The sequence below is a fragment of the Escherichia sp. R1 genome (assembly GCF_003000935.1).
Lineage (GTDB): Bacteria > Pseudomonadota > Gammaproteobacteria > Enterobacterales > Enterobacteriaceae > Escherichia > Escherichia coli.
Genome location: NZ_PSRU01000006.1, coordinates 95,569 through 111,334 on the forward strand (window position 1 = coordinate 95,569; position 15,766 = coordinate 111,334).

Here is a 15,766-nt window from a genome sequence, read left to right on the forward strand (position 1 = left end):
CACATTTTTGAACGGCAGCTATTCCTAAAAGTGCTTACGGTACGTCGTAACCTAGTGCCGCTTTACGGATACGGAACCATTGTTGACGGGTCATTTTCAGTGTTTCTGCTTCGACTGCTGCCCGTACGCGCTCAATTTTACCTGAGCCGATAATTGGCAGCGGCTGCGACGGTAAACGTAGTACCCAGGCGTAAACTACCTGTTCAATCGAGCCCGCGTTTAACTCCTCTGCCACCACAGCCAGTTAGTTCATCACGCAGCGGCTGGAAATAATCATCATTAAACAGACGACCACCACCAAGGCAGGACCACGCCATCGGACGAATACGCAGTTGTTGCAGTTGGTCGAGCGTGCCATCCAGCAGTAACGGCTGATGCACCGGGGATATTTCCACCTGATTAGTGGCAAGAGTAAATGGCAGGCGTGATTGCAACAGCGCAAATTGCGCAGGTGTAAAGTTTGATACACCAAAATGACGCACTTTGCCGCTCTGATGCAGATGTTTAAAGGCGTCCGCCACTTCATCGGCATCCATTAACGGGTCTGGTCGGTGGATTAACAGCAGATCCAGATGATCGGTCGCGAGATTAATTAGCGACTGTTCGGCGCTCTTAATGATGTGATCGCGGTCAGTGATGTAATGGCCAATGACGTTTTCTTCACACGCGGTCGTCGCGATACCGCATTTACTGACGATTTCCATCCGTTCACGCAGGTGAGGTGCCAGTTTCAGCGCCTCGCCAAACGCCGCTTCGCACTGATAGCCACCATAAATATCAGCATGGTCCACGGTGGTCACGCCGAGATCCAGATGCTCTTCAATAAAACTGACCAACTGGCGGGCGGACATATTCCAGTCCATCAATCGCCAGTAGCCCATCACAAAACGGGAAAACTCCGGGCCTTGCGGCGCAATAGTAATACGCTGAACCATAATTGCTTCCTCTTATCAGATATGAGAGGAGTATACGCAAGATTAGGCTCAAAAGAGTGATGGTTGCTCCGGTTCGTCTGATGGCGCTGACTTATTTACACGTAATTTGCGCATTAATCGCTGCCGACAAAGGCGCAACACTTCTTGTTTTTCGCCATCGCTCATCTTATTCCAGTTAAAACGCTCATCCCGGCTACGAAAACAGCCGCGACAAAATCCCCGTTCGTCAGACTGGCAAATTCCCCGGCACGGGCTCTGGACGGGAAAGAACTCTAATTGCTCCGTCACCTCGCCCTCCTCAGATAAGATTATTACCATTATTGAAGCTGTTAATGTCCAAAGTAGCAACTTTGCTTGCACTAGACCGACTGGTCTACTACACTCCAACGCATGAACAAACACACCGAACATGATACTCGCGAACATCTCCTGGCGACGGGCGAGCAACTTTGCCTGCAACGTGGATTCACCGGGATGGGGCTAAGCGAACTCCTAAAAACCGCTGAAGTGCCGAAAGGGTCCTTCTATCACTACTTTCGTTCTAAAGAAGCGTTTGGCGTTGCTATGCTTGAGCGCCATTACGCCGCATATCACCAGCGACTGACTGAGTTGCTGCAATCCGGCGAAGGTAACTACCGCGACCGCATACTGGCTTATTACCAGCAAACACTGAACCAGTTTTGCCAACATGGAACCATCAGTGGTTGCCTGACAGTAAAACTCTCTGCCGAAGTGTGCGATCTGTCAGAAGATATGCGCAGCGCAATGGATAAAGGGGCTCGCGGCGTGATCGCCCTGCTCTCTCAGGCGCTGGAAAATGGCCGTGAGAACCATTGTTTAACCTTTTGTGGCGAACCGCTGCAACAGGCACAAGTGCTTTACGCACTGTGGCTTGGCGCGAATCTGCAGGCCAAAATTTCGCGCAGTTTCGAGCCACTGGAAAACGCGCTGGCCCATGTAAAAAACATTATTGCGACGCCTGCCGTTTAGCAGGCATTTTTTATCACCAGACGACCGGGAGCCTTTATGTCATCTGAAAAACTGTATTCCCCACTGAAAGTGGGCGCGATCACGGCGGCAAATCGTATTTTTATGGCACCGCTGACGCGTCTGCGCAGTATCGAACCGGGTGACATCCCTACCCCGTTGATGGCGGAATACTATCGCCAACGTGCCAGCGCCGGTTTGATTATTAGCGAAGCCACGCAAATTTCTGCCCAGGCAAAAGGATACGCAGGTGCACCTGGCATCCATAGCCCGGAACAAATTGCCGCATGGAAAAAAATTACCGCTGGCGTTCATGCTGAAAATGGTCATATGGCCGTACAGCTGTGGCACACCGGACGCATTTCTCACGCCAGCCTGCAACCTGGCGGTCAGGCACCGGTAGCGCCTTCAGCACTTAGCGCGGGAACACGTACTTCTCTGCGCGATGAAAATGGTCAGGCGATCCGTGTTGAAACATCCATGCCGCGTGCGCTTGAATTGGGAGAGATTCCGGGTATCGTCAATGATTTCCGTCAGGCCATTGCTAACGCGCGTGAAGCCGGTTTTGATCTGGTAGAGCTCCACTCTGCTCACGGTTATTTGCTGCATCAGTTCCTTTCCCCTTCTTCAAACCATCGTACCGATCAGTACGGCGGCAGCGTGGAAAATCGCGCGCGTCTGGTGCTGGAAGTGGTCGATGCCGGGATTGAAGAATGGGGTGCCGATCGCATTGGCATTCGCATTTCGCCAATCGGTACTTTCCAGAACACGGATAACGGCCCGAATGAAGAAGCCGATGCACTGTATCTGATTGAACAACTGGGTAAACGCGGCATTGCTTATCTTCATATGTCAGAACCAGATTGGGCGGGAGGTGAACCATATACTGATGCGTTTCGCGAAAAAGTACGCGCCCGTTTCCACGGTCCGATTATCGGCGCAGGTGCATACACAGTAGAAAAAGCTGAAACGCTGATCGGCAAAGGGTTAATTGATGCGGTAGCATTTGGTCGTGACTGGATTGCGAACCCGGATCTGGTCGCCCGCTTGCAGCGCAAAGCTGAGCTTAACCCGCAGCGTGCCGAAAGTTTTTATGGTGGCGGTGCTGAAGGTTACACTGATTACCCGACGCTGTAATCCAACATTGCGAGCGGCGCAAAGCCGCCGCTATACTAAAACAACTTTTTGAATCTGTTAGCCATTTTGAGGATATAAAGATGCGTCTTCTTCATACCATGCTGCGCGTTGGCGATCTGCAACGCTCCATCGATTTTTATACCAACGTGCTGGGCATGAAACTGCTGCGTACCAGCGAAAACCCGGAATACAAATACTCACTGGCGTTTGTTGGTTACGGCCCGGAAACCGAAGAAGCAGTGATTGAACTGACCTACAACTGGGGCGTGGATAAATACGAACTCGGCACTGCTTATGGTCACATCGCGCTTAGCGTAGATAACGCCGCTGAAGCGTGCGAAAAAATCCGTCAAAACGGGGGTAACGTGACCCGTGAAGCGGGTCCGGTAAAAGGCGGTACTACGGTTATCGCATTTGTGGAAGATCCGGACGGTTACAAAATTGAATTAATCGAAGAGAAAGACGCCGGTCGCGGTCTGGGCAACTAATCTCCTGCCGGGCGTGAACTCATCGCGCCCGCATCTTTACTGCATCGACAAGCAATATTTGTCATAATGCGCGCTGCAATTTATCCGTATTAAGAGAATCAGATGTCCGATAACGCTCAACTTACCGGTCTGTGCGACCGTTTTCGTGGTTTTTATCCTGTTGTGATCGATGTTGAAACAGCCGGATTTAACGCCAAAACCGATGCGCTGCTTGAGATTGCCGCCATCACCCTGAAAATGGATGAACAAGGCTGGCTGATGCCGGACACCACATTACATTTCCACGTCGAACCATTTGTCGGCGCAAATTTGCAACCAGAGGCCCTTGCCTTCAACGGCATTGACCCAAACGATCCCGATCGCGGCGCGGTCAGCGAGTACGAGGCGCTGCACGAAATTTTTAAAGTTGTACGTAAAGGTATTAAAGCGAGCGGTTGTAACCGCGCCATTATGGTGGCACACAACGCCAATTTCGATCACAGCTTTATGATGGCCGCCGCAGAACGCGCCTCACTGAAACGTAACCCGTTCCACCCTTTCGCCACTTTTGACACTGCTGCACTGGCCGGGCTGGCACTCGGACAAACCGTATTGTCAAAGGCTTGCCAGACAGCTGGCATGGACTTCGACAGCACCCAGGCGCACTCCGCGCTGTACGACACCGAACGCACTGCTGTGCTGTTTTGTGAAATCGTCAACCGCTGGAAACGTCTGGGAGGCTGGCCACTACCTGCCGCCGCAGAGGTGTAATCGAGTCGATGCCTGATGACATGCAATGATTCAGGCATCTATAGTGAGGCTATTCCACGCATCATGCATGATATTCACGGGGAATAGCGTTAATGGCAAATAATCCAAACCCTTCATCGCCCCTGCCGGACGTGTTTTCACCGGCGACCCGCGACTGGTTTCTTCGCGCCTTTAAACAGCCGACAGCTGTCCAGTCGCGAACCACGGCTGCGCTTTACGCTAACAGAAGTGAATGACCTACCGGTCCGGCAAACGCCGATGTTTACGCGGTTACGTGAGGCGGGATTTTCAAGTTCGCCACAAGGGCTGGATTGGGGATAGAGAAAGGACTGACGGATGCCCGTTCGCATCCGTCAGTATTGCAGGACGGATTATTCCGCGTCCGGCTCTTCAGACTTGTATTTAGCGGCAGTTTCTTTGATCAGCTGCTGCAGTTCACCACGCTGATACATTTCGATCACGATATCACAACCGCCCACCAGCTCGCCGTCAACCCACAGTTGCGGGAAGGTCGGCCAGTTCGCATATTTCGGCAGTTCCGCACGAATGTCCGGATTCTGCAGAATATCAACATAGGCAAAACGTTCGCCACATGCGGCAAGCGCCTGGACTGCCTGGGCAGAGAAACCGCAGCTCGGCAGTTTCGGTGAACCTTTCATGTACAGCAGGATCGGGTTTTCAGCAATCTGGCGTTGGATTTTTTCGATAGTGGTGCTCATTGTCTTGCTTCCTCAAACTTCTTTACGGCAGTAATCTGACATTGTAGCGGGTCAGTGCGGCATCGGAAAATAACATTTTCATCACGCTTTTGCTATTTTATCCCTTTGCTCTATTTGTTGCATTTCAAATATTCGTTTCTTCCCTGATGCACGGCAAACTGGCGTATTTATAACCATTTTTAGCTTTCACTGCTGCATTTTTTTGCGCTCGCCGACGAAACGTATTTTTTAACAATAAAAGCTATTAACTTTCTCTTCTTCTATGCATTAGAATCATCAAGTTTTGTAAATCAGACGCAGGCATGATAGACCTGCCTTAACAGAGGGACGCTCAGTGGCGCGGATAAACCGTATTTCGATCACGCTCTGTGCTTTACTTTTTACCACCCTGCCTTTAACGCCTATGGCCCATGCTTCAAAGCAAGCCAGGGAGAGTTCTGCTACTACTCATATCACCAAAAAAGCAGATAAAAAGAAAAGCACGGCAACCACCAAAAAGACCCAGAAAACAGCGAAAAAAGCCGCCAGTAAAAGTACGACCAAAAGCAAAACCGCTTCTTCCGTTAAAAAATCTTCCATTACCGCTTCTAAAAACGCCAAAACTCGCAGCAAACACACCGTCAATAAAACGGCCTCAGCCAACTTTACCGAAAAGTGTACCAAACGTAAGGGCTATAAATCGCATTGTGTGAAAGTCAAAAATGCCGCGTCAGGAACCCTTGCCGACGCGCACAAAGCGAAGGTGCAAAAAGCCACGAAAGTGGCAATGAATAAACTGATGCAGCAAATTGGTAAGCCATATCGTTGGGGTGGCAGTTCACCGCGTACCGGTTTTGATTGCAGCGGTCTGGTTTATTACGCTTATAAAGATTTGGTGAAAATTCGTATTCCGCGTACGGCGAATGAAATGTATCACCTGCGCGATGCAGCGCCAATCGAACGTAGTGAACTGAAAAACGGCGACCTGGTCTTCTTCCGTACTCAGGGACGCGGTACAGCCGATCATGTCGGCGTGTATGTCGGCAACGGCAAATTTATTCAGTCACCGCGTACGGGTCAGGAAATTCAAATCACTTCTCTCAGTGAAGACTACTGGCAGCGCCACTATGTTGGCGCTCGCCGGGTAATGACCCCAAAAACACTTCGCTAAAACTTTACCCTGTTGTTACGGCAACAGGGTAAGTTCATCTTTTGTCTCACCTTTTAATTTGCTACCCTATCCATACGCACAATAAGGCTATTGTACGTATGCAAATTAATAATAAAGGAGAGTAGCAATGTCATTCGAATTACCTGCACTACCATATGCTAAAGATGCTCTGGCACCGCACATTTCTGCGGAAACCATCGAGTATCACTACGGCAAGCATCATCAGACTTATGTCACTAACCTGAACAACCTGATCAAAGGTACCGCGTTTGAAGGTAAATCACTGGAAGAGATTATTCGCAGCTCTGAAGGTGGCGTATTCAACAACGCAGCTCAGGTCTGGAACCATACTTTCTACTGGAACTGCCTGGCACCGAACGCGGGTGGCGAACCGACTGGAAAAGTCGCTGAAGCTATCGCCGCATCTTTTGGCAGCTTTGCCGATTTCAAAGCTCAGTTTACTGATGCAGCGATCAAAAACTTTGGTTCTGGCTGGACCTGGCTGGTGAAAAACAGCGATGGCAAACTGGCTATCGTTTCAACCTCTAACGCGGGTACTCCACTGACCACCGATGCGACTCCGCTGCTGACCGTTGATGTCTGGGAACACGCTTATTACATCGACTATCGCAATGCACGTCCTGGCTATCTGGAGCACTTCTGGGCGCTGGTGAACTGGGAATTCGTGGCGAAAAATCTCGCTGCATAATAACTGATGGCAAATGCAACATTACCTGATGCGCTTCGCGCGCCATGCCAACACGGATGAGGCGTTAACAGCGCATTCGGCAAGATAAATCGCACGTTGCCAGCAACTGTAACGCAGAAGGTTATCCTTCTGCGTTTTTGTTTAATTAGCTGTTGGCAACGCAAACTGTTTCAGGTTGTTTTCTGACTGACATAAACACCAGCAATAATGCCAGTCCCGCGACAATCGCCCCCATCACCGGCACAAAACTGTATCCCAGCCCAGCGGAAATTACCGCACCACCAGCAGCTGCTCCCAGCGCATTTCCAAGATTAAAGGCACCAATATTGACTGATGAAGACAGACCTGGCGCTTCACTGGCGACACGCATCACGCGCATCTGTAACGGCGGTACGACCGCAAAGGTTGCAGCTCCCCACACTACCATGCTCATAGCTGCGCCGAACTCATTGCGGGCCAGGAACGGGATTACCAGCATAATCACCATCAGCAACAACAAAAAGCCTTTCAACGTGCCGTTAACTGAACGATCTGCCAGTTTGCCGCCGAGATAGTTACCGATAGAAAATCCGACACCAATCAGCACCAGCATTGCCGTGACGAACACCGGCGTTACGTGGGTAATACTTTGCAGTACCGGAGAGATATAGGTGTAGAGGGTAAACATTGCACCAGCGCCCAGTACCGTCGTCAGCAATGCAGACAGCACCTGCGGACGCATTAATACCGCCAGCTCTTTTTTCACTTCAGGTCGCGCCCCTGCGCCACCTTTAGGTAATGAGAAGAACAGACTTACCATTGAAATCACGCCCAGCCCCGCTGTTGCCAGAAATGACATCCGCCAGCCGATGGTTTCGCCCAACCAGGTCGCCGCCGGCACGCCACCGATATTTGCCAGGGTTAACCCCATAAACATAGTGGCAACTGCGCTAGCCTGTTTATGTTTTGGCACTACGCTTGCGGCCACGACTGAACCCAAACCAAAAAATGCCCCGTGATTCAGGCTGGTCAAAATGCGTGAAAGCATCAGGGTCATATAATCCGGCGCGATGGCGGAAAGTACGTTGCCAAGCGTGAAAATCGCCATCAGGAAAATCAACGCACTGCGGCGGGCACGATGAGAAAGTAGAAGCGTCATCAGCGGCGCGCCAACCATTACGCCAACTGCATAAGCACTGATTAACATTCCGGCAGCGGGAATCGAGACATCCACACCGCGCGCAATGACGGGCAACAAGCCCATTGGCGAGAACTCCGTTGTCCCGATACCAAACGCGCCAATCGCCAGCGCCAGCAACGGATAGTTAATTTTCATGCCTTATCTCCACCTCTTAGCGTCATTACGCGATATTCATTAAAGTGGCGAAAGCATGACAGTAATCACAAAAAAATGAAAATAACAAAAAGAGAAAACACTTTTGCCATTTTGCTAACAAACAGGAAGGAGATGCGAGGGAGAAGGCGCTCCCTCGAGAGGAAATCAGTGCAGCGCGGCAGTCAAACCCACGGCCACGATCAAACCGAGGACGATAATCGTTGTTACCAGTGAAAATTTAAGGTCGGTGCTCATCAAGTTTTCTCCTTTTTTATTACCACACAAAAAGTGATATTACGCATTTTTACACACTGTGATGAAAAAATCTCCCGTCATTTATAATGATAAGTGTTTTTACTACTTCCCCTTTTCGTCAAGATCGGCCAAAATTCCACGCTTACATTATTTGCGTACTGGCCATTGACCCCTTCCTGACGCTCCGTGTCGTTTTTCCGGCGTACCGCAACATTTTTGTTGTGCGTAAGGTGTGTAAAGGCAAACGTTTACCTTGCGAATTTGCAGGAGCTGAAGTTAGGGTCTGGAGTGAAATGGAATGGCAACAATAAAAGATGTAGCGAAACGAGCAAACGTTTCCACTACAACTGTGTCACACGTGATCAACAAAACACGTTTCGTCGCTGAAGAAACGCGCAATGCCGTGTGGGCAGCAATCAAAGAATTACACTACTCCCCTAGCGCGGTGGCGCGTAGCCTGAAGGTTAACCACACCAAGTCTATCGGTTTGCTGGCGACCAGCAGCGAAGCGGCCTATTTTGCCGAGATCATTGAAGCGGTCGAAAAAAATTGCTTCCAGAAAGGTTACACCCTGATTCTGGGCAATGCGTGGAACAATCTTGAGAAACAGCGGGCTTATCTGTCGATGATGGCGCAAAAACGCGTCGATGGTCTGCTGGTGATGTGTTCTGAGTACCCAGAGCCGTTGCTGGCGATGCTGGAAGAGTATCGCCATATCCCAATGGTGGTGATGGACTGGGGTGAAGCAAAAGCTGACTTCACCGATGCGGTCATTGATAACGCGTTCGAAGGCGGTTACATGGCCGGGCGTTATCTGATTGAACGCGGTCACCGCGAAATCGGCGTTATCCCTGGCCCGCTGGAACGTAACACCGGCGCAGGCCGCCTTGCCGGTTTTATGAAGGCGATGGAAGAAGCGATGATCAAGGTGCCGGAAAGCTGGATTGTACAGGGTGATTTTGAACCTGAATCCGGTTATCGCGCCATGCAGCAAATACTGTCGCAGCCGCATCGCCCTACTGCCGTCTTCTGTGGTGGCGATATCATGGCAATGGGCGCACTTTGTGCTGCTGATGAAATGGGTCTGCGCGTGCCGCAGGATGTTTCGCTGATCGGTTATGATAACGTGCGCAACGCCCGCTATTTTACGCCAGCGCTGACCACGATCCATCAGCCAAAAGATTCGCTGGGCGAAACGGCGTTCAACATGCTGTTGGATCGTATCGTCAATAAACGCGAAGAACCGCAGTCCATTGAAGTGCATCCGCGCTTGATTGAACGCCGCTCCGTGGCTGACGGCCCGTTCCGCGACTATCGTCGTTAATCACCCGTTGCGGGAGTCTCTTCCGGCTCCCGCAGCCACTCCTTATTCAGCGTCTCACTATCGCCGAGATACTCAAGCAACCAGGTTAACGCAGGCGACATATCATTTTGCTGCCATGTCAGACAACATGCCGAATCCGGGAAGGGGTTTTCCAGTTCTAGTGCTACCCACTTCCCCTCATTAAGCCACGGTTTGGCGAAATGTGTTGGCACCATCCCTATGCATAATCCTGCCGAGATACAGGTTGCCGATGATTCCCAGTCAGGCACGACAAGTCTTTTTTGGTTATCCAGCAACCAGGTAATACGTTTAGGTAGCGTTCGCGAGGTGTCTTCGCGCACCAATGACGGCCAGTTGCGCAACGTATCATCGCTGAACGGGCCATCCATCAACGCCAGCGGGTGGTGGCTGGCAACAACGCAACTCCAGCTTAACATCCCCATATCCCGGAAGGAATAACGACCGCCTACCGGAATCGCGCGTGTTGCGCCAATCGCCAGTTCCACGCGCCCGTCGGAAAGTGCATCCCAGACACCGTTGAACACTTCCTGAAAGACAAGAAGTTCGACATCATCAAAATGGCGATAAAAATCAACGATCATCTGCCGTGTTCGCTCTGGCCTGACAATATTATCCACTGCGATAGCTAACTGACCGCGCCAGCCGTTCGCTATCTGCTGACATTGCTGGCGGGTGATCTGCATTTTTTTGACAACAGAGCGTCCTTCTTTGAGAAACCACGCCCCGGCAGCGGTCAGTTCCACATCACGGTGACGTCGTTCAAAAAGCGGCACCGCCAGCCACTCTTCCAGCTGACGCACGGTATAGCTGACCGCAGAAGGAACGCGATGCAACTCCTGGGCCGCGGCGCTAAAACTACCATTACGCGCTACCGCATCAACAACTTCCAGAGAATATTCTGACCACATAGTCTGCCTGCAAAATTTTTGAAACCAATCATCAAATATTACCGTTTCACAACACTAATTTCACTCCCTACACTTTGCGGCGGTGTTTAATTGAGAGATTTAGAGAATATACATGCAACCTGGGAAAAGATTTTTAGTCTGGCTGGCAGGTTTGAGCGTACTCGGTTTTCTGGCAACCGATATGTATCTGCCTGCTTTCGCCGCCATACAAGCCGACCTGCAAACGCCTGCGTCTGCTGTCAGTGCCAGCCTTAGTCTGTTCCTTGCCGGTTTTGCCGCAGCCCAGCTTCTGTGGGGGCCACTCTCCGACCGTTACGGTCGTAAACCGGTGTTATTCATCGGCCTGACAATTTTTGCGTTAGGTAGTCTGGGGATGCTGTGGGTAGAAAACGCCGCCACGCTGCTGATATTGCGTTTTGTACAGGCTGTGGGTGTCTGCGCCGCGGCGGTTATCTGGCAAGCATTAGTGACAGATTATTATCCTTCACAGAAAGTTAACCGTATTTTTGCGACCATCATGCCGCTGGTGGGTCTGTCTCCGGCACTGGCTCCTCTGTTAGGAAGCTGGCTGCTGGTCCATTTTTCCTGGCAGGCGATTTTCGCCACCCTGTTTGCCATTACCGTGGTGCTGATTCTGCCTATTTTCTGGCTCAAACCCACGACGAAGGCCCGTAACAATAGTCAGGATGGTCTGACCTTTACCGACCTGCTACGTTCTAAAACCTATCGCGGCAACGTGCTGATATACGCGGCCTGTTCAGCCAGTTTTTTTGCATGGCTGACCGGTTCACCGTTCATCCTTAGTGAAATGGGTTACAGTCCGGCAGTTATTGGTTTAAGTTACGTCCCGCAAACTATCGCGTTTCTGATTGGTGGTTATGGCTGTCGCGCCGCGCTGCAGAAATGGCAAGGCAAGCAGTTATTACCGTGGTTGCTGGTACTGTTTGCTGTCAGCGTCATTGCGACCTGGGCTGCGGGCTTCATTAGCCATGTGTCGCTGGTCGAAATCCTGATCCCATTCTGTGTGATGGCGATTGCCAACGGCGCGATCTACCCGATTGTTGTTGCCCAGGCGCTGCGTCCCTTCCCACATGCAACCGGTCGCGCCGCAGCGTTGCAGAACACTCTGCAACTGGGTCTGTGCTTCCTCGCAAGTCTGGTAGTTTCCTGGCTTATCAGTATCAGTACGCCATTGCTCACCACCACCAGCGTGATGTTATCAACAGTAGTGCTGGTCGCTCTGGGTTACATGATGCAACGTTGTGAAGAAGTTGGCTGCCAGAATCATGGCAATGCCGAAGTCGCTCATAGCGAATCACACTGATCTATATCGATATACTTATACTTAGGCTGCTAACAAAATTTTGTTGTATGATTGAAATTAGCGGCCTATACTAATTTCGAGTTGTTAAAACTACGATAAATATTATGTTATTACGGGGACAGGATCGTTCCCGACTCACTATGGATGGTCATTTCGGCAAGGGTTCCTCCTTTCCCTCTGTTCTACGTCGGATTATAGACTCGCGGTTTTTTCTGCGAGATTTCTCACAAAGCCCAAAAAGCGTCTACGCTGTTTTAAGGTTCTGATCACCGACCAGTGATGGAGAAACTATGAGTTCATCGTGTATAGAAGAAGTCAGTGTACCGGATGACAACTGGTACCGTATCGCCAACGAATTACTTAGCCGTGCCGGTATAGCCATTAACGGTTCTGCCCCGGCGGATATTCGTGTCAAAAACCCCGATTTTTTTAAACGCGTCCTGCAGGAAGGATCGTTGGGGTTAGGCGAAAGTTATATGGATGGCTGGTGGGAATGTGACCGACTGGATATGTTTTTTAGCAAAGTCTTACGCGCAGGTCTCGAGAACCAACTCCCCCATCATTTCAAAGACACGCTGCGTATTGCCGGCGCTCGTCTCTTCAATCTGCAGAGTAAAAAACGTGCCTGGATAGTCGGCAAAGAGCATTACGATTTGGGTAATGACTTGTTCAGCCGCATGCTTGATCCCTTCATGCAATATTCCTGTGCTTACTGGAAAGATGCCGATAATCTGGAATCTGCCCAGCAGGCGAAGCTCAAAATGATTTGTGAAAAATTGCAGTTAAAACCAGGGATGCGCGTACTGGATATTGGCTGTGGCTGGGGTGGACTGGCGCACTACATGGCGTCTAATTATGACGTAAGCGTGGTCGGCGTCACCATTTCTGCCGAACAGCAAAAAATGGCTCAGGAACGCTGTGAAGGCCTGGATGTCACCATTTTGCTGCAAGATTATCGTGACCTGAACGACCAGTTTGACCGTATTGTTTCTGTGGGGATGTTCGAACACGTCGGACCGAAAAATTACGATACCTATTTTGCGGTGGTGGATCGTAATTTGAAACCGGAAGGTATATTCCTGCTCCATACCATCGGTTCGAAAAAAACCGATCTGAATGTTGATCCCTGGATTAATAAATATATTTTTCCGAACGGTTGCCTGCCCTCTGTACGCCAGATTGCTCAGTCCAGCGAACCCCACTTTGTGATGGAAGACTGGCATAACTTCGGTGCTGATTACGATACTACGTTGATGGCGTGGTATGAACGATTCCTCGCCGCATGGCCAGAAATTGCGGATAACTACAGTGAACGCTTTAAACGGATGTTTACCTATTATCTGAATGCCTGTGCAGGTGCTTTCCGCGCCCGTGATATTCAGCTCTGGCAGGTCGTGTTCTCACGCGGTGTTGAAAACGGCCTTCGAGTCGCTCGCTAAAGGCTATTCTATCGCCCCCTCTCCGGGGGCGATTTCAGATCAGGCTTGTGTACCTGGTTGATTCATGGCATTTTCTCGTGCCGCCAGTACACGTTCTACCGTATCTACCACTGCCTGAGTTTGTGGATCGATTTCAATGTTGACGCGTGCGCCGAGTTTTTTCTTCCCAAGAGTCGTGCGTTCGAGTGTTTCCGGAATTAAATGGACGCAAAAACGCGTTGGCGTGACTTCGCCGACGGTCAGGCTAATACCGTCGATGCCAATAAATCCTTTGTACAGGATATATTTCATCAACTGACTATCCTGGACTTTAAACCAGATCTGACGATTATTTTCCGAGGTTAATATTTTCGCCACTTCAGCGGTGGTCATAATATGACCTGACATTAAGTGTCCGCCAATTTCATCGCTGAATTTCGCCGCACGCTCAACGTTTACCCAATCCCCCACTTTTAAATCGCCAAGATTAGTAATGCGTAACGTTTCTTTCATCAGGTCAAAACTGACATGGTTGCCGTTAATTTCCGTCACGGTCAGGCAACAACCGTTATGCGCCACGGAAGCACCGGTTTCCAGACCGTCCAGCATGTGGTCGGGTAACTCCACCACATGCGTGCGAAAATTTGGTTTTTCGTCAATCGACACCAGTTTTGCGGTGCCCTGTACAATCCCCGTAAACATACTTACAACTCCTGAAATCAGTTAAGACATTCTGTTCAGCACAATAGCAGGTGGCAAACGCCCTTACCAGTGAAGGGGTAAGAATGACTATTTTTTCACTGGAGAATTAATAAATCCTCGCTACAATAGACTGAATTTCCCCTGCTTCTTCTTTTTGCTGCCCATTCAGGCGGCTTTTTAGTCTCTCATATAACTACAAATAAAAGGTGTTCACGTGCAGAAGTATATCAGTGAAGCGCGTCTGTTATTAGCATTAGCAATCCCGGTGATTCTCGCGCAAATCGCCCAAACTGCGATGGGTTTTGTCGATACCGTGATGGCGGGCGGCTATAGTGCCACCGACATGGCGGCGGTCGCTATCGGTACTTCTATCTGGCTTCCGGCGATCCTCTTTGGTCACGGACTGCTGCTGGCATTAACGCCGGTTATCGCGCAATTAAATGGTTCCGGTCGACGTGAGCGCATTGCGCATCAGGTGCGACAAGGTTTCTGGCTGGCGGGTTTTGTTTCCGTTCTCATTATGCTGGTGCTGTGGAATGCGGGTTACATTATCCGTTCCATGCAAAACATCGATCCGGCTCTGGCGGACAAAGCCGTGGGTTATCTGCGTGCGTTGTTGTGGGGCGCGCCGGGCTATCTGTTCTTCCAGGTTGCCCGTAACCAATGTGAAGGTCTGGCAAAAACCAAGCCGGGTATGGTAATGGGCTTTATCGGCCTGCTGGTGAACATTCCGGTGAACTATATCTTTATTTATGGTCATTTCGGTATGCCTGAGCTCGGTGGCGTTGGTTGTGGCGTGGCTACTGCGGCGGTGTATTGGGTCATGTTCCTTGCCATGGTTTCTTACATTAAACGCGCCCGCTCCATGCGCGATATTCGTAACGAAAAAGGCACCGCTAAGCCCGATCCTGTGGTTATGAAACGACTGATTCAACTCGGTTTGCCGATTGCGCTGGCACTGTTCTTTGAAGTAACGCTGTTTGCCGTCGTGGCTCTGTTAGTGTCTCCGCTCGGTATTGTTGATGTCGCAGGACACCAGATTGCCCTGAACTTTAGTTCACTGATGTTTGTGCTTCCCATGTCGCTGGCGGCTGCGGTAACTATCCGCGTAGGTTATCGTCTGGGTCAGGGCTCAACGCTGGATGCGCAAACCGCTGCGCGGACCGGGCTTATGGTGGGTGTCTGTATGGCAACCCTGACGGCCATTTTCACGGTTTCACTGCGGGAGCAAATCGCCCTGTTGTACAACGACAATCCCGAGGTTGTAACGCTGGCTGCGCATTTGATGTTGCTGGCGGCGGTATATCAGATTTCTGACTCTATCCAGGTGATTGGCAGTGGGATTTTGCGTGGTTATAAAGATACACGTTCCATTTTCTATATCACCTTTACGGCTTACTGGGTGCTGGGCTTGCCAAGCGGCTATATTCTGGCACTGACCGATCTGGTCGTTGAACCTATGGGGCCAGCAGGCTTCTGGATAGGCTTTATTATTGGCCTGACGTCGGCAGCCATTATGATGATGCTGCGTATGCGGTTCCTGCAACGTCTGCCGTCAGCCATCATTCTGCAACGAGCAGCTCGCTAGTAAAGACAAGGCGCAACCTTCACGGGTTGCGCCTGT

The 15,766-nt window shown here is 50.5% G+C and carries 16 protein-coding genes and 3 pseudogenes; 12 read left to right on the forward strand and 7 right to left on the reverse strand.

The features are described 5' to 3' along the window. Nucleotides 1–34: 34 nt before the first annotated feature. Together C4F37_RS09360 and C4F37_RS09365 are read right to left on the reverse strand one after the other, a co-directional pair. Nucleotides 35–935: pseudogene (locus tag C4F37_RS09360) on the reverse strand (aldo/keto reductase). A 48-nt stretch (nt 936–983) separates the two neighbouring features. Then, nucleotides 984–1,223 (reverse strand): DUF1289 domain-containing protein, encoded by a 240-nt coding sequence (locus tag C4F37_RS09365; RefSeq protein ID WP_001527080.1) that lies wholly within the window; start codon nt 1,221–1,223, stop codon nt 984–986. A 102-nt stretch (nt 1,224–1,325) separates the two neighbouring features. Between C4F37_RS09365 and nemR the strand changes: the two genes are divergently transcribed. The 6 genes and pseudogenes from nemR to C4F37_RS28390 all read left to right on the forward strand — a co-directional run. Continuing rightward, complete coding sequence (nemR, locus tag C4F37_RS09370) at nt 1,326–1,925, forward strand: DNA-binding transcriptional regulator NemR (protein ID WP_001032936.1); 600 nt, start codon at nt 1,326–1,328, stop codon at nt 1,923–1,925. Between the two features lie 36 nt (nt 1,926–1,961). Continuing rightward, nucleotides 1,962–3,059, forward strand: coding sequence for an N-ethylmaleimide reductase (gene nemA, locus C4F37_RS09375; RefSeq protein ID WP_000093605.1), 1,098 nt, complete (start codon nt 1,962–1,964; stop codon nt 3,057–3,059). A gap of 80 nt (nt 3,060–3,139) precedes the next feature. Then, nucleotides 3,140–3,547: a lactoylglutathione lyase gene (gloA, locus tag C4F37_RS09380; RefSeq protein ID WP_001237802.1), complete on the forward strand. Its 408-nt coding sequence runs from the start codon at nt 3,140–3,142 to the stop codon at nt 3,545–3,547. 102 nt (nt 3,548–3,649) lie between these two features. Beyond that, nucleotides 3,650–4,297, forward strand: a complete 648-nt coding sequence (gene rnt, locus C4F37_RS09385; RefSeq protein ID WP_001282280.1) for a ribonuclease T — start codon at nt 3,650–3,652, stop codon at nt 4,295–4,297. Between the two features lie 92 nt (nt 4,298–4,389). Continuing rightward, nucleotides 4,390–4,500, forward strand: a pseudogene (locus C4F37_RS28250) (endonuclease); the annotation flags it as partial. After that, nucleotides 4,493–4,618: pseudogene (locus C4F37_RS28390) on the forward strand (ATP-dependent helicase); the annotation flags it as partial. The pseudogenes C4F37_RS28250 and C4F37_RS28390, both read left to right, overlap by 8 nt. Nucleotides 4,619–4,668: 50 nt before the next feature. Here C4F37_RS28390 and grxD read toward each other — a convergent pair. Beyond that, entirely contained in the window at nt 4,669–5,016 is a 348-nt protein-coding gene (gene grxD / locus C4F37_RS09400) for a monothiol glutaredoxin 4 (protein WP_000108172.1), read from the reverse strand. A gap of 334 nt (nt 5,017–5,350) precedes the next feature. Here grxD and mepH point away from each other — a divergent pair, with 334 nt between their 5' ends. Together mepH and sodB are read left to right on the forward strand one after the other, a co-directional pair. Further along, the gene (gene mepH, locus C4F37_RS09405; RefSeq protein ID WP_000101199.1) at nt 5,351–6,166 is read left to right on the forward strand and encodes a peptidoglycan DD-endopeptidase MepH; all 816 of its coding nucleotides are present in this window, start codon (nt 5,351–5,353) and stop codon (nt 6,164–6,166) included. 127 nt (nt 6,167–6,293) lie between these two features. Beyond that, nucleotides 6,294–6,875 carry a superoxide dismutase [Fe] gene (sodB, locus tag C4F37_RS09410; RefSeq protein ID WP_000007283.1) on the forward strand — a complete coding sequence of 194 codons (582 nt, stop codon included), beginning with the start codon at nt 6,294–6,296 and terminating at the stop codon, nt 6,873–6,875. A 145-nt stretch (nt 6,876–7,020) separates the two neighbouring features. Here the strand turns inward: sodB and C4F37_RS09415 are convergent, their stop codons facing one another. Beyond that, entirely contained in the window at nt 7,021–8,190 is a 1,170-nt protein-coding gene (locus tag C4F37_RS09415; protein WP_000701050.1) for an MFS transporter, read from the reverse strand. Between the two features lie 165 nt (nt 8,191–8,355). Beyond that, nucleotides 8,356–8,445 carry a cytochrome bd-I accessory subunit CydH gene (gene cydH, locus C4F37_RS09420; RefSeq protein ID WP_000102278.1) on the reverse strand — a complete coding sequence of 30 codons (90 nt, stop codon included), beginning with the start codon at nt 8,443–8,445 and terminating at the stop codon, nt 8,356–8,358. Nucleotides 8,446–8,743: 298 nt separating this feature from the next. Between cydH and purR the strand changes: the two genes are divergently transcribed. After that, the gene (gene purR, locus C4F37_RS09430; protein ID WP_000190982.1) at nt 8,744–9,769 is read left to right on the forward strand and encodes an HTH-type transcriptional repressor PurR; all 1,026 of its coding nucleotides are present in this window, start codon (nt 8,744–8,746) and stop codon (nt 9,767–9,769) included. Here the strand turns inward: purR and punR are convergent. Next, nucleotides 9,766–10,698: a DNA-binding transcriptional activator PunR gene (punR, locus tag C4F37_RS09435; RefSeq protein ID WP_001538795.1), complete on the reverse strand. Its 933-nt coding sequence runs from the start codon at nt 10,696–10,698 to the stop codon at nt 9,766–9,768. The genes purR and punR overlap by 4 nt on opposite strands. Nucleotides 10,699–10,810: 112 nt before the next feature. On the opposite strand from punR, the gene punC reads away from it, so the two are divergent. Both punC and cfa read left to right on the forward strand, forming a co-directional pair. Beyond that, the gene (punC, locus tag C4F37_RS09440) at nt 10,811–12,022 is read left to right on the forward strand and encodes a purine nucleoside transporter PunC (RefSeq protein ID WP_001182336.1); all 1,212 of its coding nucleotides are present in this window, start codon (nt 10,811–10,813) and stop codon (nt 12,020–12,022) included. Between the two features lie 290 nt (nt 12,023–12,312). Further along, entirely contained in the window at nt 12,313–13,461 is a 1,149-nt protein-coding gene (gene cfa / locus C4F37_RS09445; protein WP_000098896.1) for a cyclopropane fatty acyl phospholipid synthase, read from the forward strand. Nucleotides 13,462–13,500: 39 nt separating this feature from the next. On the opposite strand, the gene ribE is transcribed toward cfa, so the two are convergent. Continuing rightward, nucleotides 13,501–14,142: a riboflavin synthase gene (gene ribE, locus C4F37_RS09450; RefSeq protein WP_000493948.1), complete on the reverse strand. Its 642-nt coding sequence runs from the start codon at nt 14,140–14,142 to the stop codon at nt 13,501–13,503. Nucleotides 14,143–14,356: 214 nt separating this feature from the next. Between ribE and mdtK the strand changes: the two genes are divergently transcribed. After that, the gene (gene mdtK, locus C4F37_RS09455; protein WP_001538796.1) at nt 14,357–15,730 is read left to right on the forward strand and encodes a multidrug efflux MATE transporter MdtK; all 1,374 of its coding nucleotides are present in this window, start codon (nt 14,357–14,359) and stop codon (nt 15,728–15,730) included. Nucleotides 15,731–15,766 lie beyond the last annotated feature (36 nt).

Bases quoted from the DNA above. Each gene is read 5' to 3' on its own strand.
- nemR (WP_001032936.1), top strand. From the start codon at position 1,326: ATGAACAAACACACCGAACATGATACTCGCGAACATCTCCTGGCGACG.
- gloA (WP_001237802.1), top strand. From the start codon at position 3,140: ATGCGTCTTCTTCATACCATGCTGCGCGTTGGCGATCTGCAACGCTCC.
- purR (WP_000190982.1), top strand. From the start codon at position 8,744: ATGGCAACAATAAAAGATGTAGCGAAACGAGCAAACGTTTCCACTACA.
- nemA (WP_000093605.1), top strand. From the start codon at position 1,962: ATGTCATCTGAAAAACTGTATTCCCCACTGAAAGTGGGCGCGATCACG.
- ribE (WP_000493948.1), bottom strand. From the start codon at position 14,142: ATGTTTACGGGGATTGTACAGGGCACCGCAAAACTGGTGTCGATTGAC.
- cfa (WP_000098896.1), top strand. From the start codon at position 12,313: ATGAGTTCATCGTGTATAGAAGAAGTCAGTGTACCGGATGACAACTGG.
- sodB (WP_000007283.1), top strand. From the start codon at position 6,294: ATGTCATTCGAATTACCTGCACTACCATATGCTAAAGATGCTCTGGCA.
- punR (WP_001538795.1), bottom strand. From the start codon at position 10,698: ATGTGGTCAGAATATTCTCTGGAAGTTGTTGATGCGGTAGCGCGTAAT.
- cydH (WP_000102278.1), bottom strand. From the start codon at position 8,445: ATGAGCACCGACCTTAAATTTTCACTGGTAACAACGATTATCGTCCTC.
- punC (WP_001182336.1), top strand. From the start codon at position 10,811: ATGCAACCTGGGAAAAGATTTTTAGTCTGGCTGGCAGGTTTGAGCGTA.
- grxD (WP_000108172.1), bottom strand. From the start codon at position 5,016: ATGAGCACCACTATCGAAAAAATCCAACGCCAGATTGCTGAAAACCCG.
- C4F37_RS09415 (WP_000701050.1), bottom strand. From the start codon at position 8,190: ATGAAAATTAACTATCCGTTGCTGGCGCTGGCGATTGGCGCGTTTGGT.
- rnt (WP_001282280.1), top strand. From the start codon at position 3,650: ATGTCCGATAACGCTCAACTTACCGGTCTGTGCGACCGTTTTCGTGGT.